This is a genomic window from Stenotrophomonas cyclobalanopsidis, assembly GCF_008710035.1.
GTDB classification, from domain to species: Bacteria; Pseudomonadota; Gammaproteobacteria; order Xanthomonadales; family Xanthomonadaceae; genus Stenotrophomonas; species Stenotrophomonas cyclobalanopsidis.
This window is the reverse complement of the sequence record NZ_VYKI01000011.1, coordinates 1-22,588: the sequence shown is the minus strand read 5'-3', so window position 1 is coordinate 22,588 and position 22,588 is coordinate 1. Positions and strand designations below refer to the sequence as shown.

Annotated in this window: 23 protein-coding genes and 1 pseudogene; 15 read left to right on the top strand and 9 right to left on the bottom strand. The window is 68.3% G+C overall.

Annotation, left to right across the window (positions count from 1 at the left end):
- The first annotated feature begins 91 nt into the window (after window positions 1-91).
- Window positions 92-583: a cytochrome b gene (locus tag FJU31_RS10275; protein WP_150454662.1), complete on the top strand. Its 492-nt coding sequence runs from the start codon at window positions 92-94 to the stop codon at window positions 581-583.
- 103 nt (window positions 584-686) lie between these two features.
- On the opposite strand, the gene FJU31_RS10270 is transcribed toward FJU31_RS10275, so the two are convergent.
- On the bottom strand, window positions 687-1,388 hold the full coding sequence (locus FJU31_RS10270) for a LytR/AlgR family response regulator transcription factor (protein WP_150454661.1): 702 nt from the start codon (window positions 1,386-1,388) through the stop codon (window positions 687-689).
- Complete coding sequence (locus FJU31_RS10265; protein WP_150454660.1) at window positions 1,376-3,085, bottom strand: histidine kinase; 1,710 nt, start codon at window positions 3,083-3,085, stop codon at window positions 1,376-1,378. Before FJU31_RS10265 ends, FJU31_RS10270 begins: the two co-directional genes overlap by 13 nt.
- Before the next feature lie 127 nt (window positions 3,086-3,212).
- Here FJU31_RS10265 and FJU31_RS10260 point away from each other — a divergent pair, with 127 nt between their 5' ends.
- The 4 genes from FJU31_RS10260 (at window position 3,213) to FJU31_RS10245 (ending at window position 8,609) form a co-directional block, all read left to right on the top strand.
- Window positions 3,213-4,724, top strand: coding sequence for an alpha/beta fold hydrolase (locus FJU31_RS10260; protein ID WP_150454659.1), 1,512 nt, complete (start codon window positions 3,213-3,215; stop codon window positions 4,722-4,724).
- A 65-nt stretch (window positions 4,725-4,789) separates the two neighbouring features.
- A complete protein-coding gene (mltA, locus tag FJU31_RS10255) occupies window positions 4,790-5,950 on the top strand; it encodes a murein transglycosylase A (protein WP_150454658.1) in 1,161 nt (386 codons plus the stop codon).
- 109 nt (window positions 5,951-6,059) lie between these two features.
- A complete protein-coding gene (locus FJU31_RS10250; RefSeq protein WP_150454657.1) occupies window positions 6,060-6,353 on the top strand; it encodes a hypothetical protein in 294 nt (97 codons plus the stop codon).
- A gap of 210 nt (window positions 6,354-6,563) precedes the next feature.
- Window positions 6,564-8,609 (top strand): TonB-dependent receptor, encoded by a 2,046-nt coding sequence (locus tag FJU31_RS10245; protein ID WP_150454656.1) that lies wholly within the window; start codon window positions 6,564-6,566, stop codon window positions 8,607-8,609.
- 90 nt (window positions 8,610-8,699) lie between these two features.
- On the opposite strand, the gene FJU31_RS10240 is transcribed toward FJU31_RS10245, so the two are convergent.
- Together FJU31_RS10240 and FJU31_RS10235 are read right to left on the bottom strand one after the other, a co-directional pair.
- Entirely contained in the window at window positions 8,700-8,996 is a 297-nt protein-coding gene (locus tag FJU31_RS10240; protein ID WP_108767277.1) for a HigA family addiction module antitoxin, read from the bottom strand.
- A 13-nt stretch (window positions 8,997-9,009) separates the two neighbouring features.
- Complete coding sequence (locus FJU31_RS10235; protein ID WP_150454655.1) at window positions 9,010-9,291, bottom strand: type II toxin-antitoxin system RelE/ParE family toxin; 282 nt, start codon at window positions 9,289-9,291, stop codon at window positions 9,010-9,012.
- A 139-nt stretch (window positions 9,292-9,430) separates the two neighbouring features.
- On the opposite strand from FJU31_RS10235, the gene FJU31_RS10230 reads away from it, so the two are divergent.
- From FJU31_RS10230 to FJU31_RS10215, 4 genes are all read left to right on the top strand, one after another.
- Window positions 9,431-10,492, top strand: a complete 1,062-nt coding sequence (locus tag FJU31_RS10230; RefSeq protein WP_150454654.1) for a two-component system sensor histidine kinase NtrB — start codon at window positions 9,431-9,433, stop codon at window positions 10,490-10,492.
- Window positions 10,485-11,933, top strand: coding sequence for a nitrogen regulation protein NR(I) (gene ntrC / locus FJU31_RS10225; RefSeq protein ID WP_150454653.1), 1,449 nt, complete (start codon window positions 10,485-10,487; stop codon window positions 11,931-11,933). The genes FJU31_RS10230 and ntrC overlap by 8 nt, the downstream gene beginning before the upstream one ends.
- 94 nt (window positions 11,934-12,027) lie before the next feature.
- A complete protein-coding gene (locus FJU31_RS10220) occupies window positions 12,028-12,597 on the top strand; it encodes a superoxide dismutase family protein (protein WP_150454652.1) in 570 nt (189 codons plus the stop codon).
- 31 nt (window positions 12,598-12,628) lie between these two features.
- The gene (locus FJU31_RS10215) at window positions 12,629-13,258 is read left to right on the top strand and encodes a superoxide dismutase family protein (protein ID WP_150454651.1); all 630 of its coding nucleotides are present in this window, start codon (window positions 12,629-12,631) and stop codon (window positions 13,256-13,258) included.
- 105 nt (window positions 13,259-13,363) lie between these two features.
- On the opposite strand, the gene FJU31_RS10210 is transcribed toward FJU31_RS10215, so the two are convergent.
- Window positions 13,364-14,251, bottom strand: coding sequence for a hypothetical protein (locus FJU31_RS10210; protein WP_150454650.1), 888 nt, complete (start codon window positions 14,249-14,251; stop codon window positions 13,364-13,366).
- A gap of 93 nt (window positions 14,252-14,344) precedes the next feature.
- On the opposite strand from FJU31_RS10210, the gene FJU31_RS10205 reads away from it, so the two are divergent.
- Window positions 14,345-15,640: an acetyl-CoA C-acetyltransferase gene (locus tag FJU31_RS10205; RefSeq protein ID WP_108745665.1), complete on the top strand. Its 1,296-nt coding sequence runs from the start codon at window positions 14,345-14,347 to the stop codon at window positions 15,638-15,640.
- Window positions 15,641-16,101: 461 nt separating this feature from the next.
- On the opposite strand, the gene FJU31_RS10200 is transcribed toward FJU31_RS10205, so the two are convergent.
- The 3 genes from FJU31_RS10200 to FJU31_RS10190 form a co-directional block, all read right to left on the bottom strand.
- A complete protein-coding gene (locus tag FJU31_RS10200; RefSeq protein WP_150454649.1) occupies window positions 16,102-17,397 on the bottom strand; it encodes a heme biosynthesis protein HemY in 1,296 nt (431 codons plus the stop codon).
- A 6-nt stretch (window positions 17,398-17,403) separates the two neighbouring features.
- Window positions 17,404-18,381 (bottom strand): uroporphyrinogen-III C-methyltransferase, encoded by a 978-nt coding sequence (locus FJU31_RS10195; protein ID WP_150454648.1) that lies wholly within the window; start codon window positions 18,379-18,381, stop codon window positions 17,404-17,406.
- Between the two features lie 104 nt (window positions 18,382-18,485).
- Complete coding sequence (locus tag FJU31_RS10190; RefSeq protein WP_150454647.1) at window positions 18,486-19,274, bottom strand: uroporphyrinogen-III synthase; 789 nt, start codon at window positions 19,272-19,274, stop codon at window positions 18,486-18,488.
- A gap of 34 nt (window positions 19,275-19,308) precedes the next feature.
- Between FJU31_RS10190 and FJU31_RS10185 the strand changes: the two genes are divergently transcribed.
- The 5 genes from FJU31_RS10185 to FJU31_RS10165 all read left to right on the top strand — a co-directional run bounded on the left by FJU31_RS10185 (window position 19,309) and on the right by FJU31_RS10165 (window position 22,399).
- On the top strand, window positions 19,309-19,776 hold the full coding sequence (locus FJU31_RS10185) for a YiiD C-terminal domain-containing protein (RefSeq protein ID WP_150454646.1): 468 nt from the start codon (window positions 19,309-19,311) through the stop codon (window positions 19,774-19,776).
- A gap of 32 nt (window positions 19,777-19,808) precedes the next feature.
- Window positions 19,809-20,240, top strand: coding sequence for a hypothetical protein (locus tag FJU31_RS10180; protein ID WP_108767289.1), 432 nt, complete (start codon window positions 19,809-19,811; stop codon window positions 20,238-20,240).
- 57 nt (window positions 20,241-20,297) lie between these two features.
- Window positions 20,298-20,735 (top strand): rhodanese-like domain-containing protein, encoded by a 438-nt coding sequence (locus tag FJU31_RS10175; protein WP_150454645.1) that lies wholly within the window; start codon window positions 20,298-20,300, stop codon window positions 20,733-20,735.
- A 99-nt stretch (window positions 20,736-20,834) separates the two neighbouring features.
- Window positions 20,835-21,353, top strand: a complete 519-nt coding sequence (gene secB, locus FJU31_RS10170) for a protein-export chaperone SecB (RefSeq protein WP_116862835.1) — start codon at window positions 20,835-20,837, stop codon at window positions 21,351-21,353.
- A gap of 20 nt (window positions 21,354-21,373) precedes the next feature.
- A complete protein-coding gene (locus FJU31_RS10165) occupies window positions 21,374-22,399 on the top strand; it encodes an NAD(P)H-dependent glycerol-3-phosphate dehydrogenase (RefSeq protein ID WP_150454644.1) in 1,026 nt (341 codons plus the stop codon).
- 34 nt (window positions 22,400-22,433) lie between these two features.
- On the opposite strand, the pseudogene FJU31_RS10160 reads toward FJU31_RS10165, so the two are convergent.
- Window positions 22,434-22,588: pseudogene (locus FJU31_RS10160) on the bottom strand (IS4 family transposase); the annotation flags it as partial.

Sequence of the window (22,588 nt, the reverse complement as noted above, 5' to 3'; positions counted from 1 at the left end):
GCCGGCGTCGGCCGCATTTGCAATGAGTCCGATTCAGTACGTGGCACAGAACCTTTAACGTCGCTCCGCTTTATTGCCGGAGCGACATGCCATGCCTTACTCCAGAACACAGGTGCTGCTGCACTGGTTCTCCGCCGTCATCATCCTGTGGGCCACGTTCACCGGCTTCTACGTGGCGTTCGCCGATGTCTCGGCCAGCGTGAAGCACACCATCGGCTCCATCAACGTATCGCTCACCACCGTGTTGGTTCCGTTCTTCGCGCTGCGCCTGGGGTTGGCGATCATCGGCCGCGGCCGCCATGCCGCCGGTGAGCCGATGGCACGGATCGCGCACTGGGCCATCTATGCCGCCACGACCGTGGTGCTTGCCACCGGCGTACTGATGATGGAGCGGGATATCGACGTGTTCCATCTGCTGGTGATCCCCGCGCCGCTGTCCGACGCAGCGATCACGGCGGACTTCAACCGTGCCCACAAGTACGCCTGCATGGTGCTGGCCGGCCTGGTCGTGCTGCACGTGGCGGCGGTGATCAAGCACCATCTGGCCGGCAACCCGGTGCTGGGCCGCATGCGTTGGAGATGAACGCTGCTGCAGACGCCGTAGCCAACTGACGGTAGCGCCGGGCCATGCCCGGCGAGCGCGCAGCGCGGCCTCTGCTTTGCACCGGGAATGGCCCGGCGTGACCTCATTGCATCCCCAACGCAGCGCGCAGCGCGGCCACATGCGCTCGGCCAACAGGCAGTACGCTGCCATCGCTCAACACCAGCCAGTAGCGGCTGCCGGAGGCGGCATGCAGCGTACGCACGTGCTGCAGATTGACCAGATGCGATCGGTGGCAGCGGACGAAATCCGCAGGCAGCACGTTGGCCAGCGCGGCCAGCGATTTGTCATGCAGTTCACTGCGGCCATCGCGCATGCGCACCTGGCTGTAGTCACCGTCGGCCCCGATCCACATCACATCGGCCAACTCAACGGTTGCGGTACCCTGCGCACGCCAGATACCCAGATAGCGCGCGCGCCCCGAACGCACGCCACCGCTATCGAGCAAGCGTTCCAATGCCTGGCCAAGACGTTCGCGCGAGAACGGTTTGGGAACGAAGTCGAGCACACCGTGTTCGAAGGCCTGCAGCGCACGATCACGGTGGGCCGACACTACCACGCACTGGTAACGCCCGGCCACTGCACGCCGCAACAGCTCGAAACCATCGTCACCGCCCAGGTTGAGGTCCAGCAGCAGCCCGTCGTACACGCTGCGTTGCAGACGATCTCCGGCTGACTCGAGGTCGGCCACGGCATCGAAGCGAGCACGCGTTCCGGTCAGTTCGCTGCACAGGCGCAGCAGGCGCTGGCGCACCAGCGGTTCGTCCTCAACGATCAGGATGCGCATGTCAGCTCGATCCGGCCGCACCAGCGGTCGCCTTCGGCGACCTGCGCGAAGGCCCAGCCGTCAGGAAAGGCGGCGGCCAGGCTGGCCTCGATATAGCGCGTACCGGTGCCACGGCCACGACGCGCGGCCGTACCACGCGCACTGTGCAGCTCCAGCACCCATCGGACATCGTCGCGCCGCACGCGCAGATGGAACGGGTGCAATGCGCAGGCCATCGCGCCGGCATGGGTCAATGCGTTCTCCACTTGTGCATGCAGGATGCCCGGCGGCAGCGACAGCACCGTATCCTCACCCTCCACCTCGAGCACCATGCGCTGGCCCAGTGCCAACCCCACGATGTCCAGATGGCTGCGGCACAAGGCCAGCTCCTCCTGCAACGGAACACTCTGGCGGCTGCTGCTGTCGCGCAGGCGATCGAACTGGTCGGCCAGCGACTCCACCAGGCGGCTCGCGCGCTGCGGTGCCTGCTCGATCAGTTCCTGCAGGCAGGTCAGCGTGTTCATCAGCCAGTGCGGTTGGATGCCCCGTTGCAACAACTGCAATGACAGGCGTGCGCGTTCTTCGCGCAGCAACGCGTTGTGCCGGTCCAGCGCTTGCAGCTGCGCCGCGTGACGCAGCAGCAGGAACACCATCAACACCGCCAGCAGCAGGAAGTAGGGCCCATCAAGGAACGCGCTACGCGCGACCAGCAACGCCAGCAGGCCGGCCAGCAGCAACGCGAGGATTGGCCATCGATCTTCCGCTTCGCCACGCGCGCGCAGCAGCAGCCATGCCGAGGCCAGCAGGCTCAACAACAGCACCGCTGCCGAGCGCGTGTCAAAGCCGGGCAGGCTGATGGCCAGCGCCGCGATCATCGCCAGATAGAGCAGGCCACCGGCGCGCGGCACCGCCACGCCGAAGCGCCGCGCCAGATAGGCCGGCAGCAGCGCGGCCGCTGCCACGTGCAGCACCAGCAATGCGACCAGGCGCGGACCGTGCCACGGGTAGTCATACCCCAACAGGGAGCGCCACGCTTCCACCGCCGGCAACGCCAGCCCCACCACGCCCAGTGCCAGCAGCAGGCGCGCACCGGGCGTGCGTGTCTGGCCGCGCAGCACCGACAGGAAATACAGGCACGCCGCCGCCAATGCTCCTGTGGCGAAGGCAGCGATCAGCCATGGCAGGATGATCTGGCCATACATCACCGCGGCAGGAGCGATCAGCACCATCGCATCGGCACCATGCAGGGTGAAATGCTGTCGCTGGCTTGATGCAAGCACGACCAGCTCATCGTTGGCATTGCCTGAAGCGGGAGGGAGCACATGGACGAGGTCGACGCGTCCCGGTTGCTCCTCTTCAGCGGTGCGACCCACGACGCCATTGCTGATCCAGGGCGTGCCATTCCAGTACAGCTGACTGGCCGCGCGCAGTGAAAGCCGCAGTGTGCGTCCACCACTGTCGGGGCCGGTTGCTGCTGGCACCTGCCAGCGCAGCCAATAGGGGCCTCGCCACTTCGACAGTTGCTGCTGGTCCAGCGGCTGCCAGCCGAGGTTCGCCGGTGGGTGCGTCGGCAGAGCGTCGGATGCGTCTACTCGCGCAACGGCCATCTGCGCGTCCCGCACAACCACCATTCCGGGGGGCGGCGTCGAGACGATCAGCCACGCCGCCACGGCTGCAAGCAGGACAGTAAGGACAGCCAGGGTTCGTGTGATCTGCATGGTGGCCATCCTATCGGTTGCGTGGAGCCATTGGACCGCCCGCCGGAGACGTTCAGCAGGCGGGCGCCTCTACCACCCCGCGATGCAGCAGATGCTGGCCACGTACGACCTTTCCCTGGAGCCGATCATGACCCGCAGCGCCCGCATGCTTTCCCACCGTGTTCTGTCTCGTCGCTCTGCCGTGGCCGCCATGCTGGCCGCGCTCTGCCTGGCAGTCACTACGGCCATTCCCGCACAGGCTCGCCCGGCGGCACTCGCCTTCGAACCCTACACGCTGCAGACCAAAGCGCATGGCGCCATCCCGGCCGAGATCGCGGTGCTGGACGTGCCGCGCCGGCATAGCGAGCCGGAGGGACCGCGCCTGCACCTCAAGGTGGTGCGCCTGCGTGCAACCGCCGGCGATGGCCGTGCTGCACCCGTGGTGTACCTGGCGGGCGGCCCGGGCGGCTCGGGCATCGACACCGCACGCGGCCCGCGCTGGCCGGTGTTCGACCAGGTCCGCCGCGAGGCCGACGTGCTGCTGCTCGACCAGCGCGGTGCCGGCCTGTCCGAGCCCCCACCGGAATGCCCGCATGAAACACGTTTCGACGACGCTCAGCCTCTACAGCGCGATACGGCCCTGGCCGCAGTGCAGGCAACGGCTGGCAAGTGCGTGGCGTTCTGGCGTCAGGCCGGTGTCGATCTGGGCGCTTACACCACGGCCGAGAGCGCTGGCGACCTGGACGACCTGCGGCGCGCGTTGAATGTGCCGAAGATCAGCCTGTGGGGCATGAGCTACGGCACCCATCTGGCCCTGGCCACGCTGCGCCTGCACGGCGAAGGCCTGCAGCGCGTGGTGCTGATGGGCACCGAAGGCCCCGATGACACCCTGAAGCTGCCGCTCAGCAGCGATGCTCTGCTGCAGGAACTGGCGCCGCTGGCACGCAAGGATGGCTTCGACGATCTGGCCGGATCGGCCAAGCGTGTGCTGCAGGCATTGCGTGAGCAGCCACGACAGGGTCGCAGCCGCATGCATGACGGTCGCCAGGTGACCATCGGTGAATTCGATGCGCAGATCCTGATTGCCAATGTGCTTGGCCAGCGACATACCCAGCAATGGCTGCCGCTGGTCCTGCGCGAGGCCGAGCGCGGCAACTATGACCCGCTGGCCGACTTGGTGCTGATCGTGCGCGCACAGTTCGCGCAGTTCCCGGCCATGGGGCTGGCGATGGATGTGGCCTCCGGGCAGAGCCCGCAGCGCTTGGCCCGGGTAGCGGCGCAATCACGTGAAAGCCTGTTCGGTGATGCCCTGAACTTCCCGTTCCCCGCCATTGGCAACGGCCTGGGCCTGGCCGATCTGGGCGACGCCTTCCGCGGTCCGCTGCGCAGCGACGTGCCGGTGTTGTTCATCAGTGGCTCACTGGATGGGCGCACGCCGCCTGCCAATGCCGACGCGCTGCGCCCAGGTTTCAGCAACGGCCGTTCGCTGCTGGTACGCAATGCCAGCCATCACCACGAGCTGTGGACGGGCAATCCTGCCATTGCGCGCAACATCGTCGATTTCCTCGCCGGTCGCACCGTGAACGACGCCGTGCTGGACGTGCCGCCGCCGGTGTTCGCCACCGGCAACAGTGACCTGCTGGGCAGCGGAGGACGCTGAAGGAAGCGCGTGGTGCCAGGCACCCGAGGGGTCCGGCGCTGCGCCATTTCCTCTACATTGGGGCCATGAAAGACATCATCGTCCCCCTGAGTCGCGCGAGCTTGAGCGTTCTTGCGCTGGCCGTGCTTGCTGGCTGCTCCACCCCGGGCACGCGCCCTGACGCTCCGGCAGCAGCGAGCAAGCCTGCCGCCACCTACGCCAAGGTCGACTGGAAGGTACTGCCGGCGGTCTCCGATGCCGACCTGCAGGCCGGCTTCGCCGCCTGGCGCAGCAGCTGCACCCGCCTGAAGAACGACGCGGTCTGGGCCCAGCCCTGCGCGACCGCAGCCACGGTGTCCGACAAGGACCCGGCGGCGATCCGCCAGTTCCTGCAGCGCGATCTCGACGTGTACGCGCTGCGCGCCGGGGGCCACCAGGCCGATGGCCTGATCACCGGCTACTACGAACCCATCTACCCCGGCAGCCTGACCCGCACAGCCACCGCCACGGTGCCCGTGTACGGCACGCCCGACGATCTGATCGTGGTGCAGCTGGACAGCCTCTACCCCGAACTGAAGGGCAAGCGCCTGCGTGGCCGCCTCGACGGCAAGGTGCTCAAGCCCTATGACGACGCCGGCACCATTGCCAGCAAGGGCTCCAAGGCGCCCGTGCTGGCCTGGCTGACCGATCCGATGGACCTGCAGCTGCTGCAGATCCAGGGCTCGGGCCGCGTGCGCCTGGCCGATGGCACCCAGGTGCGGCTGGCCTATGCCGAGCAGAACGGCCACCCCTACCGCGCCATCGGCCGCTGGCTGGTGGACCAGGGCGAGCTGAAGAAGGAAGACGTCACCATGGACGCGATCCGCGCGTGGGCGAAAGCGCACCCGGCGCGCGTGCCGGAGCTGCTGCGCAGCAACCCCAGCTACGTGTTCTTCGTGCGCAGCGCCGACAGTCCGGAAGGCCCGCGCGGGTCGCTGAACGTGCCGCTGACCGCCGGCTACAGCGTGGCGGTCGACCGCAGCGTGGTGCCGCTGGGCAGCCTGCTGTGGCTATCCACGACCCGTCCGGATGGCAGCCCGGTGGTGCGTCCGGTGGCCGCGCAGGACACTGGCGGTGCCATCGCCGGCGAAGTGCGCGCCGACCTGTACTGGGGCAGTGGCGATGCCGCCGGCAAGCTGGCCGGTGACATGAAGCAGAAGGGCAACCTCTGGATGCTGTGGCCGAAGGGCGCGCCCCTGCCGAACTGAACCGGCAAGGGGTCGGATCCCTTTCCAGAGGAAAGGGCTCTGACCCCGTATGCCTGATAATGGGCCCATTCCGAACTCTCCGGCCGCCGCTTCGGCCAGGACCCCTGCAATGAAGAACATCAAGAACAACACCGCCAGGAAGTACTACAAGCACTGGGCCGAATCGGGCCTAGGCAAGGGCAACGTGCTGATGGAAGCCCGCGGCGAGAAGATCGTGCGCCAGGTGGAAATCTACGGCACCAAGCTGGTCTGGTCCGACGAGCACGGCCAGAGCGACGACCGTTTCCTGCTGGCCGACCAGCCGGTGTCGTTCCTCGATTTCGACGAGGACGACGAAATCTCCGCGCGCGAATTTGAAGGCGCCTGGAAGAAGGCCAGGGAAGCCACCGGCTACCCGGTGTAAGCACCGCTCCACCCCGCTTCGTAGAGTCGAGCTTGCTCGACTGCTCCACCCCGCTTCGTAGAGTCGAGCTTGCTCGACTGCTTCACCGCCTTTGTAGAGTCGAGCCATGCTCGACTGCTGTTTGCCAGAAGCAGTCGAGCAAGCTCGACTCTACGGGCTCCACGCGTGAAATGTTATATAATTACATTTCATCTACCCCCTTCTACCCCCATGAAGACCTCCACGCTGGTGGCTGCCCTCGCGGCCGCCCCGTTCGCCCCTGAAGCTTTCGCACAGTCGGCCGATGCCGCGCTCACCCTCGGCAAGGTGCAGGTGCACCAGCATGGCGAAGGCCAGTTGAGCGCACACCAGGTCCTGACCTCGGTGGACGTGCTGGGCGCGGACCAGATCGAAGACCGCAACGTCTCGCACAGCTGGGAGCTGCTGGGGCAGATGCCCGGCATCCAGCTCACCGAAACGCGGCAGGGTGCCGAATCGGGCAAGGTCAGCTTCCGCGCCTTCAACGGCGAGGGCTACCTCAACGCCATCAAGACCCTCATCGACGGCATCCCCAGCAACGTCAACAGCGGCAACCAGCGCTTCATCGACATGCTGTTCCCGCTGGAAATCAGCTACATCGAAGTGGTGCGCGGGACCAACGACCCGCGCTACGGCCTGCACAACATCGGCGGCAACGTGAACTTCGGCACGCGCCAAGGCGGCAACTACACCGATGCGCGGCTGGCCTACGGCAGCTACAACACCCGCGACGCGCAGCTGGCGGTGGGCCGCGAAGCGGATGGCTTTGCGCAGAACTACTTCGTCGGCACCCAGGCCAGCGATGGCTACCGCGACCACGACACCTCGAAGAAGTACTCGCTGGGCGGCAAATGGTTCTACGGCTCGCTTGACGACGGCCTGCGCGTGGGCCTGACCGCGCGAGCGTACCACCACGAAGCCGACGAACCCGGTTTCATGACCGCTGACGAACTGCACGCGCATCGCCGTGGCAGCGATCTGCGCAACGGCAACGATGGCGATGACCGCGACATGCGTCAGATCGCCGCGCACGTGGACCTGAAGCTGTCCGACGCGCTCACCTTCGGCACGCGGCTGTACTACAACCGCTACGAAGACGACCGCCGCGTGACCTTCAGCGACCTGCCCACCGGCAACCTGCCGCGCCAGCGCCGCGTCTGGGATGAACGCCAGACCGGCCTGCTCAGCACGCTCACTTGGCAGGCCAGCCCCGCGCTCACCGTGGAGGGTGGCCTTAACTACGAGCAGCAGGACAACGGCTACATCCGCGAGCGCTACGCCTACGCCGAACCCACCGATTTCAGCCAGGCACCGGCGCGCGTGCAGAACGATGACCGCCACAGCTTCGACAACTGGGGTGCCTACGTGCAGGCCATCTACCAGCCTGCCGAGGCGTGGAAGATCGTGCCGGCCTACCGCGTGGACCGCTTCAGTGGACGCACGCATCTGATGAACGGCGTCAGCGGCCGCCTGCAGGACTACGGCACCATCGGCCAGCCGAAGCTGAGCGTCATCCACAGCCTGGGCGAAACCACTCACGTCTACGCCAACTGGGGCCGCACCTTCCAGGTGCTCACCGGCTCCACCGCACCGGCCTACCTCACCCCGGGGCAGGCGCCGATGCAGCCGTCCACCAACACCGGCATGGAGCTGGGCCTGAAGTTCGAGCCGTTCGCCGGCAGCCAGGCGCGCCTGGCGGTGTGGCAGCAGGACGCGGAAAACGAGGTGTCCAACATGCCGGCCACCGGTACTACGGTCACTCTGGGCAAGACCCGCCGCCGCGGCGTGGATGCGCAGCTGAGCCTGCAGCTGGGCGATGACTGGACGCTGTGGGCCTCGCACGCCTACCAGGAAGCGAAGATCACCCGCGACGACCGCGATGCCAGCATTTCGCTGCAGGGCAGGGAAGTGGCGGCGACCCCGCGCCGCATCAGCAACCTGGGCGTGGATTACCGCGCCAGCGACGCGTTGCGCCTGGGCCTGCAGGCCCGCGCGCAGGGCGACTACTACCTGGAAGAGCGCAACGTGGCCGGCAAGTTCGGCGGCTTCGCCGTGCTCGACCTCAGCGCCGCGTACCAGATAAACCCGCGCTGGAGCGTGGACCTGCAGCTGAAGAACGTCACCGGCCGCGAGTACGCCTACGCCTGGTACGACAGCTTCTTCTGGGACAGCGCCCGCCCGATGTTCTCGCCGGCCCCGGGCCGCAGCGTGTTCGTCGGCCTGAACATGAAGCTGTAAGCGGCCACGGTTTTGGTAGTGGTCGAGCTTGCTCGACCTGCAGGGGGCAGAGCCCTTTCCTGATGGAAAGGGATCCGACCCCGGACAGGTTCATGCCACCGCGTTGTAAGGCTCGATCCGCGCCAGAACCTCCGCCAGCTTCTCCTTCGTCATCGCCGCGTCGAAATCCGCCTGCAGACCGATCCAGAACTTGTCGGACACGCCGAAGTAGCGGGACAGCCGCAGTCCAGTATCTGCCGTCACGGCACGCTGGCCGGTAACGATCTCGCCGATCCGGCGCTGCGACACGCCGATTGCTTTGGCCAGGCGGTACTGGGTGATGCCCAGCGGCTCCAGGAACTCATGCAGCAGGATCTCGCCGGGAGCGGGGTACGGGACGGTTCGCATGCGCGCGGCTCCTTCAGTGGTAATCGACAATTTCGACTTCGGCGGCGCCTTCTCGGGTCCAGACGAAGCACAATCGGAACTGATCATTGATGCGGATGCTGTACTGGCCGCATCGGTCCCCGTGCAACGGCTCCAAGCGATTGGCCGGAGGTATGCGCACATCCCGCAGATCGGCCGCAACGTTGAGCATCGCCAGCTTGCGCAGGGCAGCGGCTTCGATGTGGCGCCACCTCGGCACGCGTTGGCCATCGAACAGCGCCTGCGTGCGTTTGCAGGCGAACGACTGGATAGGCATGGCAGTAACGATTGTCGATAGTATCGTAAGGCGTTAGTATCCAATCAGCAAGCCGGACAGGTAATTCCAAAGCACGGCATCCGGTGACGCATACGAAGCGATCTGATACCCGCCCCCCGTTTTGCACTACATTGGTGCAATGTCCGACCCCGCACCCCCGCCGTCCCTCGACGCCCTCGGCACGCCGCTGGCCTGGGCCGGGGCCGATGGCCGCATCATCGGCTGCAATCCCGCCTTCGCCCGCTGGCTGGGCGTCAGCGTCCGCCGCCTGATCGGCCAGCCGCTGGCCGCGCTGGAAGTGCAGGGCGAGGCGCTGGCCCATTTCCTGGCCCGCGACGAGCGCGACAGCCTGCGGCTGAACCGCCTGGCGCTGGCTCTGCCGGGCGAGGGCGCGCGCTTCGCCGAAGGCTGGATGAGCCGCCGCGACGATGGCGGCTGGCTGCTGGAAGCGCATCCGGTCGACGAGTTTCCGGGTCTCGACCCGACCCAGGCCCTGCCCAGCGCGCTCAGTGCCGCGCTGAAGGGCCTGGCCCACGAGCTGCGCAATCCGCTGGCCGGCCTGAAGGGCGCGGCGCAGCTGCTGGCCCGCCGTGCCGCACAGCGCGACGCCAGCGAGCGCGAACTGATCGAGCTGATCGGCTCGGAGATCGAACGCCTCAATGGCCTGCTCGACCAGCTGCTGTCGCCGGCCCCGGCCGCACCGCATGCGCCGCTGAACATCCACGCCTCGCTGGAACGCGTCCTGCGCCTGGCCGAAAACGAGGCCGGCTGGGCCGTGCGCCTGCAGCGCGACTACGACCCCAGCATTCCAGAGTTCCATGGCGATGCCGACCGCCTCACCCAAGCGGTGTGGAACCTGGTGCGCAACGCCATCCAGGCCGGCGCCGGCGGGATCATCCTGCGCACGCGCGTCGAACACGGCGTGCGCATCGCCGAACAGCTGCACACCCTGGCCCTGCGCCTGGAAATCGCCGACGACGGCCGCGGCGTGCCCGAGGAACTGGCCGAGCACCTGTTCCTGCCGCTGGTCAGTGGCCGCGCCGAAGGCACCGGCCTGGGCCTGGCGCTGGCCCAGCAGGTAGCGCGCGAACACCGAGGCACGCTCACCTACCGCTCGCGCCCGGGCCATACCGTGTTCACCCTGCTGCTGCCGATCGGCAACGGCGCCGTCCCGGCCGAGGAGGCCCCGCGCGATGTCTGATTCCCCTACCGCCGCGCAGCGCATCTGGGTGGTCGACGATGACCGCGCCGTGCGCTTTGTGCTGTGCACCGCGCTGCGCGAGGCCGGTTACCAGGTTGTCGATTTCGACAGCGCCGCCCCCGCGTTGCAGGCCTTGAACGAAGGCCCGGCACCGGCGCTGCTGTTCACCGATGTGCGCATGCCCGGTGACGACGGCCTGGTGCTGCTGGACAAGCTGAAGGCTGCGCTGCCGCAGCTGCCGGTGGTGGTGATGTCGGCCTACACCGATGTGGCAAGCACGGCCGGCGCGTTCCGCGGTGGCGCGCACGAGTTCCTGTCCAAGCCCTTCGACCTCGACGATGCGGTGGCGCTGGCCCAGCGCGTGCTGCCCGCCGTGGCGCCGGCACTGGCCGCGCCCACCCTGGTAGCCGAAACGCCCATCGACCAGCCGCCTCAGCTGGTAGGTGACACGCCACCGATGCGCGCGCTGTTCCGCGCCATCGGCCGCCTGGCGCAGGCACCGCTGGCGGTGCTCATCACCGGCGAAACCGGCACCGGCAAGGAACTGGTGGCCAATGCCCTGCACCGCGAATCGCCGCGTGCGCAGGGCCCGTTCGTCGCGCTCAATACCGCCGCCATTCCGGCCGAACTGCTGGAAAGTGAACTGTTCGGCCACGAGGCGGGCGCGTTCACCGGTGCGCAGCGCCGCCACATCGGCCGCTTCGAACAGGCCAACGGCGGCACGCTGTTCCTCGATGAAATCGGCGATATGCCGTTGCCGCTGCAGACCCGCCTGCTGCGTGTGCTGGCCCAGGGCGAATTCTTCCGCGTCGGTGGCCGCGAGCTGATCCATGTGGATGTGCGCGTGGTGGCTGCTACTCACCAGGACCTGGAAGGGCTGGTCGCGCAGGGGAAATTCCGTGCCGACCTGCTGCATCGCCTGGACGTGGTGCGCCTGCAGCTGCCGCCGCTGCGCGACCGCCGCGAGGACATCGCGCAGCTGGCCACCACCTTCCTGGCCGCTGCCGCACACAAGCTGGACACGCCCCCGAAGCGACTCACCGCCGCCGCTCTGCAGGCGCTGCGCGAGCACGACTGGCCGGGCAACGTGCGCGAACTGGAAAACGTCTGCTGGCGCATGGCTGCACTCGCTGCCGCCGACACCATCGGCGTGGCCGACGTCGACACTGCGTTGAACCGCAGCCGCAGCCGTCGTGGCAGCAGCGCGGGTGCCGATGCGGGCCAGTGGGAAACGCTGCTGTCCGAATGGGCTCGGCGGCAACTGGCCGAAGGCACCGAGGGCCTGCATGCGCAGGTGCGCGAGCGCGTGGACCACGCCTTGTTGGAAGCCGCGCTGCAGATCACCCATGGCCGACGCGCCGAAGCCGCTGCACGGCTCGGCCTGGGCCGTAACACGCTCACCCGCAAGCTGGGCGCCGGCCGCCGCCGCGGGGGCCATTGAACGTCCCCTGCACGCGGTCCTCGCACCCGCTTGCCGAACTGTTGATCCGCCATGGACGATGCCGTCCGTAGTGTTCCCTGCAAGGAGTTTCCTGATGCGCCTGTCATTTGCCGTCCTGCCGCTGTCCGCCGCCGTGCTGCTGTCTGCCTGTGGCAGTGCGCCGCAGAAGCCGCAGCCCACGCCGCCGCCGGTGGTCACCACGCCCGTGGCGCAGCTGGCCGACGCCAACCTGGCGCCGGCCTCGGCCAGCATCGTCAGTGGCCGCCTGGTGCTGAAGACCGAAAGCGGTGGCGTGCACCTGACCGGCCTGGTCGGTGGCCTGCAGCCGATGCAGCGGGCCGGCTTCCACATCCACGAGCGCGGTGACTGCAGCGCGGTGGATGCCAGCAGCGCCGGCAACCACTTCAACCCCGCTGGCAGCGCGCACGGCCGCGCCGGCAGCGGCAAGCACCATCTGGGCGACATCGACAACCTGCAGGCCGACGCGCAGGGCCGCGCCAATGTCGATGTGCACCTGAAGGGCGTTACCCTTGGGGGAGGCGCCGCCACCGATATCGTCGGGCGTGCACTGGTCGTGCATGCCAACGCCGATGACTATCGCAGCCAGCCCGCCGGCAACGCCGGCGTCCGCATCGCCTGCGGTGTGATCCGGGTTACCCGCTGATCGCCACGGGCATCATTCCAAGGAGAGTTCCATGCGTCTGATCCATACCTCGCTGTTCGCGGCCATCGCCGCCCTGGGCCTGGCGGCCTGCAACCGGCAGCCGGCAGCAGCCCCGGAAGCCCCGGCCACCACCCCGGCCGAAGGCTCGGCCGCACCGGCCGACCCGGCCACGGTACCGGCGACCGACGCGGCGGCGGCTACCGATGCCACGGCCAGTGCTGAACTGGCACCGACCCAGGGCAACGAGACCAAGGGCAGCGTCACCTTCAAGGTCGTCGACGGCAAGGTGCACGTGACCGGCCAGATCACCGGCCTCAAGCCGGGCAGCGAGCACGGCTTCCACATCCACGAGAAGGGCGACTGCAGTGCGCCGGACGGCATGAGCGCCGGCGGCCACTTCAACCCGGGCAAGCAGGACCACGGCAACGTTTCGGCCGATCCGCACCACGGCGGCGACATGCCCAACATCAAGGCCGACGACAAGGGCGTGGCCACCATCGACGGCCCGGTCTCGAGCAACGTCAACATCGGCAAGGGAGATGACTTCGACATCATCGGCCGTGGCCTGATCGTCCACGCCGACGCGGACGACTACAAGACCCAGCCGACCGGCAACGCCGGTGCGCGCCTGGCCTGCGCGGTCATCCAGAAGGCTCCGTAAGGCACGATCGCTTCCTGTAGAGCCGAGCCCATGCTCGGCTGCTCTGCAGGCGGCCTGAGCCGAGCATGGGCTCGGCTCTACAACTAGCCGCCGGGGCGCTGTGGATCAGCGCGCCAGCAGCTCGCGCGCGTCCTGCCCGGCCTCGCAATGCACGAACAGCACCGGCACGCCGTGTGCTTCCAGCACCGCGGCCATCTGCCGCTGGCGCATCAGGAACTGCTCGTAGATGCCCTGCAGGCGGTCGCAGTCGCCCTTGCTGTGGTTGTAGTACGCGCACCAGCCGGCCGGATCGAACAGCGCCATGCGCGCCTCGCCCTGCGTATAGCGCAGCAGCGGCTCGGGTGCGTTTTCCAGCCACTCGTCCTGGCCCGGGGCCATGATCGCGGTTTCGATCAGCGGCCACAGCGCGGCCAGGCCCTGGTTGTCGTACTGCATCGACATCATCGCGGCCAGGTCGTTCACGGTGAAGTAGCGCGCGTGCTCGATGCGCGCACCGAAGCTGTTCTGCGCCATCAGTGCCGTATCGGCATGGGCCATGCCGTTGGCCAGCAGCACGTCCTCCAGCGCGTCGGCCACCGCAGCGGTGGTTGCCACGTCGCTGCCGGTCAGCAGGAAGGGCACCACGCGCAGGCCACCGCCCACCAGCGTCGCATCGGCCTGGAACGGCAGCGGCACTTCACCATCGGCGCCGGCACCGAAGGCAAGCAGGCGCGGGCCCTGGCTGCGGCCCGGGGCACGCATCTGCAGTTCTTCCAGGCGGCGGTGGATCGGCCAGCCCGGGCGCAGGATTTCAGCGGGGTCGAAATGGGCGGCGGCGAACACCAGGTCCAGCTCGGCCACCTGCGGCACCAGCTTGGCCAGATCACGGCCGATACGGTCGGCCAGTTCACCGGCCTGGTCGGCGCTGAGCACCGCCTGGCGGGGGATTTCGCCGTTGGCCAGTTCCAGGGCCAGCACGCCGAGGGCATTCATCGCGGGGTCGGGTTTGCTCATGGTTCCACGGTTGGCCCATCACAGGGCGGCAGCTACACTTGGCTCCATTATGCCTGCTCCGTCGTGCAGGCCATGTTGCAGACACCCTCATCCATGCCAGGTATCTCCATGCCCAACGCTCGTCCCGTCGCCATCCTCGGTGGCGTCCGCATTCCGTTCTGCCGCCAGAACACCGCGTATTCGGATGTCGGCAACCTTGGCATGTCGGTGCGGACACTGGGTGCGCTGGTCGAACGCTTCGGCCTGCACGGCCAGCAGCTCGGCGAAGTGGCGATGGGCGCGGTCATCAAGCATTCCAGCGATTGGAACCTGGGCCGTGAAGCCACGCTGTCCTCGGGCCTGTCGCCGTTGACCCCGGGCATCACCCTGCAGCGCGCCTGCGGCACCTCGCTGGACAGCATCATCACCGTGGCCAACAAGATCGCCCTGGGGCAGATCGAGTCGGGCATCGGCGGCGGCTCGGACACCACCTCCGACGTGCCGATCGTGTACGGCAAGAAGCTGCGCGCGCGCCTGCTGGCCGCCAACCGGGCCAAGAGCACCGGCGACAAGATCCGCGCGCTGACCTCCGGCTTCAAGCTCTCCGAACTCAAGCCCGAGTTCCCCGGCGTGGCCGAGCCGCGTACCGGCAAGAGCATGGGCGACCACTGCGAGGACATGGCCAAGGAATGGAACATCTCGCGTGATTCGCAGGACGAATGGGCGGTGTCCTCGCACAAGAAGCTGGCTGCTGCCTACGAGCGCGGTTTCTTCAACGACCTGATCGCGCCGTTCCGTGGCGTCGAGCGGGACAACATCCTGCGCGCCGATACCTCGCTGGAAAAGCTGGCCACGCTGAAGCCGGCCTTCGACAAGGTCTCGGGCCGCGGCACGCTGACCGCCGCCAATTCCACTCCGCTCACCGATGGTGCCGCTGCGGTGCTGCTGGCCAGCGAGGAATGGGCCCGCGCGCACGGCCACGAGCCGCAGGCCTACCTGCGCGATGCCCACGTGTCGGCGGTGGATTTCGTGCACGGTGAAGGCCTGCTGATGGCACCGACCGTCGCCGTGCCGGAGATGCTCAAGCGCAACGGCCTCACCCTGCAGGATTTCGACATCTACGAGATCCACGAAGCCTTCGCCGCGCAGGTGCTGTGCACCCTGCGTGCGTGGGAGAGCGAGGATTACTGCCGCAACCGCCTGGGCCTGGATGCACCGATGGGCCGCATCGACCCGGACAAGATCAACCTGCTGGGTTCGTCGCTGGCCACCGGCCACCCGTTCGCCGCGACCGGTGCCCGCGTGATCGCGACGGCGGCCAAGCAGCTGGCCGAACGCGGCGGTGGCCGCGCGCTGGTGTCGATCTGCACCGCTGGCGGCATGGGCGTGGTGGCGATCGTCGAACGCTGATTGCCGCTGCTCTGGTGGGTGCCGACCGTTGGTCGGCACGCTTCAGGTACGAACCAAGGTTGGCGACTACCGGAAATGCTTCGGTTCGGCCGTGCAGCGTCATCGCCGGGAAGTGCTTTGGTAGATGCCGACCTTGGTCGGCCGTGCAGTGCCACCGCTCGGATGAGTGCCGAGCGCCAACCAAGGTTGGCGACTACCAGATCAACAAAAAACGCCGCCCCATCGGGCGGCGTTTCTGTGGTTGGCGACTACCGGAAATGCTTCGGTTCGGCCGTGCAGCGTCATCGCCGGGGAGTGCTTTGGTAGATGCCGACCTTGGTCGGCCGTGCAGTGCAACCGCTCGGGTGAGTGCCGAGCGCCAACCAAGGTTGGCGACTACCAGATCAACAAAAAACGCCGCCCCATCGGGCGGCGTTTCTGTTGGTGGGTGCCGACCGTTGGTCGGCACACCTCAGCCATGCTCACGGCACCCGCGGGTTGCCGAACTCATCGCGCACCTCATTGGCGTCGTACACCGGCGGCTGCGCGGCAGTAGGCAGGTCTTCCACCGTGCTGCGCGGCACGGCATCGACCGCATGCACCAGCGCCACACTGTCCTCGCCACGCTGCAGGCGCAGCGCATTGGCCATGCACTGCGCGGCCAGTGCGTGTTCGCCGCGCTGGGCAAACGCTTCACCCAGCGCCTCCCACGCCGGCGCACCGGCACCGGCGGCAATGGCTTCGTGCAGGAACGCATCCGCTGCATCCCACTGCTGCTGAGCCAGGGCGATGCGGCCCTGCGCCAGGCGCAGCGCGGCTGAATCGTCATGCACGTTGCGCCAGCGCGCCAGGTTGGCTTGGCGGGTGGCCAGCCGCTCGGCAGGCAGGCGGCCATACAGCGCCACCAGTTCGTCGTCCCAGCGATGGTCCAGCGCCTGTTCCAGTGCCAGCAGCGCCGGCTCATCCCAATCCAGCGCCACCGCGCGGGTGGCATAGGCCGCCACCACGTCCGGGGTCGGCCGCAGTGCCTTCGGCGTGGCTTCCCACTGCGCGGCCAGCGCGTTCACATCGCCGGCCTCCAGCAGGGCCTGCGCGGCCAGGCGGGCTTCCAGTTCGCTGCTGGCGTCGGCCGGCAGCACCTTGCTCTGCCGCAGCGCGCCCAGCTGGCCGTAGGCCTCGTGCGCGCGCCCGGCCTGGGCCAGCGCTTCGGTGCGCAGCCACAGGCCGCGCGGCGGCAGCGGCTGGATCGCCGCCACGTCCAGCACGTTGATCGCATCCACCGGCAGGTCGCGCGCCAGCAGCTGCTCGGCGCGCAGCAGCGCATGCAGCGTGGCATCGCTTTCACCCAGGCGCTGCAGCAGCGCCTCGCCGGATGCGGCATCGGCACGCGACTGCGCGCTGCGCACCGCGTTCGCCAGCGCCACCGCGCTCACTTCCGGGTCGGCGGCCGCGCCATCCAGCAGCTTTTCCGCACGCTGCCAGTGGCCGTGTTCGTAGGCCTGCAGGCCATCGATCAGGCGCACGCGGCCCTGCTTGCGGCGGTAGCGGCCCCAGGCGCGGAACGGCGCCGCCACCAGGCTCCACAGCAGCCACAGCACCAGCACGCCGATCACCGATAGCAGGGCCACCTTGGGCAGGTTGCTGTGGTAGTCGTAGCCGCCGTAGCGCAGGGTCACTTCGCCATAGCGGTTCAGATCATCGGTGCCGAGCCATTGCGCAGCCACCACGCCGATGGCCACGGCCAGCAGCAGTACGACCAGGGATTGCAGGGGTTTCATCGGGTGTTACCTCCGGTCGGTCTGGGAGCGCAGTTGTTGCAGGGTGCTGCCTAGCACGCTGCTCTCGGCCTGCAGGGGGGCCTTGCGCAAGGCCTGAAGTTCAGCATGTTGCGCGCGCAGGCCCGGTGAATCCGGCCAGCGCCGCTGCGCCCAGTGGGCCACGCGGTTCAGCGCGGCATCACGGCCGCTGCGGTCGCCACGCTCGATGGCCGCGCGGGCCAGGGTCAGTTCCAGCTGCAGCGCGTCATCGGCGGCAGCGCGCTCGGCCTGGGTCAGCGGGCCGTTCAAGCGGGTCGGGGTGATATCCACGAAGGGCGCCAGCGCCGATTGCCACCACGGCTTGGCAGCCGCTTCGGCCGGCGAGGGCGGCAGCTCGGAGGGCAGCCCCTGCAGCGCCTGGGCCACGGCATCCAGTCGGTGCAGCGCCTGCACGCGCGGGCCGGTGCCCAGTGCATCCAGCGCGTCGCGTTCCTGCACCAGCGCCTGGCGCAGGTTCAGGCCTTCGTTGTCCGGCAGGTCGGCCAACGCGGTGGCGGCCTGCGCATACAACCGGCGCGCGCCTTCCACATCGTCGGCGAAGGCCAGCCGTTGCGCGGCCTGGGTCAGCAGCAGCTCGGCCTCGTCGCGCTGCACGGCCTGGCGGCCCTGGTTGGCACTTTCGGTCAGCCGGGTCAGGTTCTCTTCCAGCAACGCGCTGCGCTGGGACAGGCCCAGCATTTCATCGCGCAGCACGCGGTTGGTGGCGGCCGCATCCTGCAGGCGCTGGCTGGTCGCGCGCTGGTCGCGGCGCAGGGCCTCGACGGTCGCCTCCAGCCCCTTCAGCTGCACGTCCGTGGTCTGTGCCTGTGCCGCCCGGTCGCGCTGCTGTTGCTGCCAGTGGTGCCAGCCCGCGTAACCCGCGGCGCCCAGCACCACCAGCACCGCAAGCGGCAGCAGCCAGCGTGCAGGACGGCGGGAGGGGGCAGGTGGCGGAGTGTCGTTCATCGGGCTTCCTTGTCGGCGGCCTTACTGGCGGGGAGCCAGCAGGCAGCGTTGGACACAGCATTACCGTTGGCGCTGAACCCGGCAAGCGTGCGCCGGGTGCCTGTTCAGGTCGCTGCCGGGGCAGTGAGCGCGGCGTGTGCGGCCGCCGTCATCTGGGTGACGGCGGGCCCTTCGCTGCGCACCACGCTGGCAAACCCCAGCGCGCGCGCCTGCTCGGCTAGGCGTTCGCTGGCGGCCAGCACGATGGCCTGTTCACACAGGCGCTGCTGCCCACCGGGGGGCAGCTGCTGCCAGAAGCGCTGCAGGGCCTCGCCGCTGCTGACGGCCAGCAACCACGGCGTCCCCGAGCGGGCCAATCGCGCCAGTTTTCGCCGCGGTATCACCAGCGGCACCCGCTGGTAGACGTCGGCACGGATGATCCGCGCGCCCGCTGCCTCAAGCTGTGCGGCAATCAGGCCGCGGCCGCCGGGTGCAGTCACCAGGCCGATGTCCGTGCCGCGCACGTCGGCCAGCACCGGCAGGCCCAGCAGGCCTTCGCTGTCCATCCGCTGTGGCGCGTGCACGTCGGTAATTCCCTGCGCGTGCAGGGCGCGCGCGGTGCCTTCGCCCACGGTCAGCCACGGACCACGCTGGGCCGCAGGCAGGTGCTGCAGTGCCGCAGCGGCCGCGACCGCCGCCGGGCTGGTGAACACCACCCGCGCGCAGGACAGCGCCCGGTTCAGCCGCTGTTCGACCGCCGCGCCCCGCAGCCGCTGCAGCCGCCACGGCGACAACGCCACGGTGGCCCCGCCCAGCCTGGCCGCAGCCAGCCTCAGCCCGGCATGCTGTCCCTGCGGCCGCAGCGAAATCAGGGTCCAGCCAGTGGGTATCGTATGGTTGGCCATTGACGTCATTATGCGGGCCCTTCGTTGTCGTGGTTGCTGCTCGATGTCCGCTGATGCCCTGACCTCCTCGCTGGCCTCCCTGCAGGACGTGCTTGACTGCATGCCGGCGGTCCGTGCGATGCAGATCCGCCTGGATGGCTATGCCGACGGCGTCCTGCGCATCACCGCGCCCCTGGCCGCCAACGTCAACGACAAGGGCAACGCCTTCGGTGGCAGCCTGGCCTCGGTGCTCACCCTGTCGGGCTGGGCGCTGGTCAGCCTGCGCCTGCGCCTGGCCGGGCACGATGCCGAGGTCTACGTGGCCGACAGCAACCTGCGCTACCTGGCGCCGGTCTACGAAGACCTGCACGCCCACGCTGAAACCGCCGAAGCCGGCAGCTGGGATACCTTCCTGGCCACCTTCCGCCAGCGCGGCAAGGCCCGCATCAGCATCGTCGCCCGCCAGCCGGGAGCCGATGGCCGTTCGGCCGCCGAGCTGAGCGGTCGCTTCGTCGCCTTCGCCAGAGGGTAGGATGGCAGGCTGACGTCCTGGGGAAACCACCGATGCGCCGCCTGATCCAGTTCCTGATGTGCTCCCTGCTGCTGGTCAGTGCAGTGGCCGGTGCCGCTGCCGACGACCTCACCCGCAAGCAGCGCAAGCTGCTGGAAGAGACCCAGATCGCCTACGGCGCGACCATCCGCTGGGGCAGCATGGACGATGCCATTGCCTACCTGGACCCGGAGCTGCGCAAGGAAAAGCCGCCCACCGAGTTCGAGCTCAACCGTTACGCGCAGCTGCGCGTGTCCTCCTACCGCGAGCGCAGCAGCGCCTCGCTGGACGGTGGCCAGGTCGAGCGGCGGGTGGAAATCGGGGTGATCAACCAGAACACCCAGGCCGAGCGCACCGTGGTGGTGGTCGAGCGCTGGCGCTGGGACCCGGAAGCCAAGCGCTGGTGGCAGGCGGCCGGCCTGCCGGACCTGTGGAAGGGGCAGTGACGGGCCGCCTGCGGCTTGTGCGACAATCGGCGCCCGCTTAATCGACCCGTGACCTGAGTGAATTACGAAGAGTTGCTGGCCTTTGCAGGCCGAAACCCGATGCTGTCCGCGGCCCTGGTCGGCCTGACCGTGGCCCTCATCGTCACCGAAACCCGTCGCCTGTTCCGGGGCTACAAGGGCATCAAGCCAGCCGAGCTGACCCACCTGATGAATGCCGGTGGCGCGGTCGTGGTCGATCTGTCGCCCAGCGCTGACTTCGAAAAGGGTCACATCGCCGGCAGCCGCAGCGCCCAGGCCAGCGCCTTCAACGCCGAGCACAAGCTGGTGGCCAACGCCAAGCAGAGCCCGGTGGTGCTGGTGTGCCGCAGCGGCAACGCGTCGGAAACCGCCGCCAAGACGCTGAAGAAGGCCGGTTTCGAGAAGGTCTTCGTGCTGGAAGGCGGCATTCCCGCCTGGCAGCAGGCCGAATTGCCGCTGGTCAAGGGCCGCAACTGATTGCAGGGGATGGCGGAACTGGCCTTGTATGGGCCTGCCGCTGCCCCCAACCCTGTAGTTCGACACTCGTTTTCATTGCATTCATTGGAGTTACTGGAAATGTCCGAAGAGACCACCAACGGCGCCGTCGCGCCGGTCGATGCCGCCAACGGCCCCGCGTTCACCGTCGAGAAGATCTACGTCAAGGACGTTTCCTTCGAATCGCCGAATGCCCCGACCATCTTCAATGACCAGGTGCAGCCGGAACTGCAGCTCAACCTGAACCAGCAGGTGCAGCGCCTGGGCGAGAACGCCTTCGAAGTCGTGCTGGCCGTCACCCTGACCTGCCAGGCCGGTGAGCGCACCGCCTACGTGGCCGAAGTGAAGCAGGCCGGCGTGTTCGGCCTGGTCGGCCTGGACCCGCAGTCGATCGACGTGCTGCTCGGTACCCAGTGCCCGAACATCCTGTTCCCGTACGTGCGCCAGCTGGTCAGCGACCTGATCCAGGCCGGCGGCTTCCCGCCGTTCTTCCTGCAGCCGATCAACTTCGAAGGCCTGTACGCAGAAACCCTGCGCCAGCGCCAGGAGCAGGGCGACGCACCGTCGCTGGCTGACTCCGAGCCGGTCGGCAACGCCTGATCCCCGCTGCGACGTCACGGATGAGCACTACCGCTGACAAGATCGCCGTGCTGGGCGCCGGTTCCTGGGGAACCGCGCTGGCCACCCTGCTTGCCCGGCACGGTCACCCGACCGTGCTGTGGGGGCGCGATGCCGCCGTGGTCGAAGCCATCGACCAGCGCCACGAGAACCCGCGTTACCTGCCGGGCATCCCGTTGCCGGACAGCCTGCGTGCGACCACCGACATGGCGGCCGCCCTGCAGGATGCCGCCTGGGTGCTGGTGGTGACGCCGTCGCACGCGTTCAACGAAACCGTGCGTGCGCTGGCACCGCTGCGTCCGGCTGGTGCCGGCGTGGCGTGGGCCACCAAGGGTTTTGAACCCGGTTCGGGCCGCTTCCTGCATGAAGTGGCGCGCGAGATCCTGGGGGACGACGTGCCGCTGGCCGTGGTCACCGGGCCGTCGTTCGCCAAGGAAGTGACCCTGGGCCTGCCCACCGCCATCACCGTTCACGGCGACGTGCCGGAGTTCGCGCAGACCGTGGCCGAAGCCATGCATGGCCCGGCGTTCCGCGCCTACACAGGCGATGACATGGTGGGTGCCGAGCTGGGCGGCGCGATGAAGAACGTGCTGGCCGTGGCCACCGGCGTGGCCGATGGCATGCAGCTGGGCCTGAACGCCCGTGCCGGCCTGATCACGCGTGGTCTGAACGAGATGCTGCGGCTTGCCGCCGCCATCGGTGCCAAGCCGGAAACCCTGATGGGCCTGGCTGGCCTGGGCGACCTGGTGCTGACCTGCACCGGCGACCTGTCGCGTAACCGCCGCCTGGGCCTGGCCCTGGGCCGTGGGCAGACGCTGCAGGATGCCATCCGCGAGATCGGCCAGGTGGTCGAGTCGGTGCAGACTGCCGATGAGGTGATGCGACAGGCACGCCGCCATGGCATCGACCTGCCGATTTCCGACCGCGTGCGTGCCGTCCTGCATGGCGAGCAGACGCCGGAAGAAGGCCTGCGCGCCCTGCTGGCGCGGGAACAGAAGCCGGAATACCCGGACACGCTGTTCAAGTGAATCGAAAAGCCCCGGCCACGCGCCGTAATGCTGTTCACTTAAGCGGTGCAGCCTTGCGATCTACCGGATAGCGGGTCTTGGAAATCTTCACCGTCCTCGGCGTTGTCGGCCGGGGGCGGTGTTCCAGGAAAAGGCTGGCAACCCCGGATCGCAGTTGAGACAGGCGTCTTCCGGTAGCCGATGCTGGTT

Coding starts and splice junctions, on each gene's coding strand:
- FJU31_RS10275 (WP_150454662.1), top strand. CDS start 92: ATGCCTTACTCCAGAACACAGGTGCTGCTGCACTGGTTCTCCGCCGTC.
- FJU31_RS10270 (WP_150454661.1), bottom strand. CDS start 1,388: ATGCGCATCCTGATCGTTGAGGACGAACCGCTGGTGCGCCAGCGCCTG.
- FJU31_RS10265 (WP_150454660.1), bottom strand. CDS start 3,085: ATGCAGATCACACGAACCCTGGCTGTCCTTACTGTCCTGCTTGCAGCC.
- FJU31_RS10260 (WP_150454659.1), top strand. CDS start 3,213: ATGACCCGCAGCGCCCGCATGCTTTCCCACCGTGTTCTGTCTCGTCGC.
- mltA (WP_150454658.1), top strand. CDS start 4,790: ATGAAAGACATCATCGTCCCCCTGAGTCGCGCGAGCTTGAGCGTTCTT.
- FJU31_RS10250 (WP_150454657.1), top strand. CDS start 6,060: ATGAAGAACATCAAGAACAACACCGCCAGGAAGTACTACAAGCACTGG.
- FJU31_RS10245 (WP_150454656.1), top strand. CDS start 6,564: ATGAAGACCTCCACGCTGGTGGCTGCCCTCGCGGCCGCCCCGTTCGCC.
- FJU31_RS10240 (WP_108767277.1), bottom strand. CDS start 8,996: ATGCGAACCGTCCCGTACCCCGCTCCCGGCGAGATCCTGCTGCATGAG.
- FJU31_RS10235 (WP_150454655.1), bottom strand. CDS start 9,291: ATGCCTATCCAGTCGTTCGCCTGCAAACGCACGCAGGCGCTGTTCGAT.
- FJU31_RS10230 (WP_150454654.1), top strand. CDS start 9,431: ATGTCCGACCCCGCACCCCCGCCGTCCCTCGACGCCCTCGGCACGCCG.
- ntrC (WP_150454653.1), top strand. CDS start 10,485: ATGTCTGATTCCCCTACCGCCGCGCAGCGCATCTGGGTGGTCGACGAT.
- FJU31_RS10220 (WP_150454652.1), top strand. CDS start 12,028: ATGCGCCTGTCATTTGCCGTCCTGCCGCTGTCCGCCGCCGTGCTGCTG.
- FJU31_RS10215 (WP_150454651.1), top strand. CDS start 12,629: ATGCGTCTGATCCATACCTCGCTGTTCGCGGCCATCGCCGCCCTGGGC.
- FJU31_RS10210 (WP_150454650.1), bottom strand. CDS start 14,251: ATGAGCAAACCCGACCCCGCGATGAATGCCCTCGGCGTGCTGGCCCTG.
- FJU31_RS10205 (WP_108745665.1), top strand. CDS start 14,345: ATGCCAGGTATCTCCATGCCCAACGCTCGTCCCGTCGCCATCCTCGGT.
- FJU31_RS10200 (WP_150454649.1), bottom strand. CDS start 17,397: ATGAAACCCCTGCAATCCCTGGTCGTACTGCTGCTGGCCGTGGCCATC.
- FJU31_RS10195 (WP_150454648.1), bottom strand. CDS start 18,381: ATGAACGACACTCCGCCACCTGCCCCCTCCCGCCGTCCTGCACGCTGG.
- FJU31_RS10190 (WP_150454647.1), bottom strand. CDS start 19,274: ATGACGTCAATGGCCAACCATACGATACCCACTGGCTGGACCCTGATT.
- FJU31_RS10185 (WP_150454646.1), top strand. CDS start 19,309: ATGTCCGCTGATGCCCTGACCTCCTCGCTGGCCTCCCTGCAGGACGTG.
- FJU31_RS10180 (WP_108767289.1), top strand. CDS start 19,809: ATGCGCCGCCTGATCCAGTTCCTGATGTGCTCCCTGCTGCTGGTCAGT.
- secB (WP_116862835.1), top strand. CDS start 20,835: ATGTCCGAAGAGACCACCAACGGCGCCGTCGCGCCGGTCGATGCCGCC.
- FJU31_RS10165 (WP_150454644.1), top strand. CDS start 21,374: ATGAGCACTACCGCTGACAAGATCGCCGTGCTGGGCGCCGGTTCCTGG.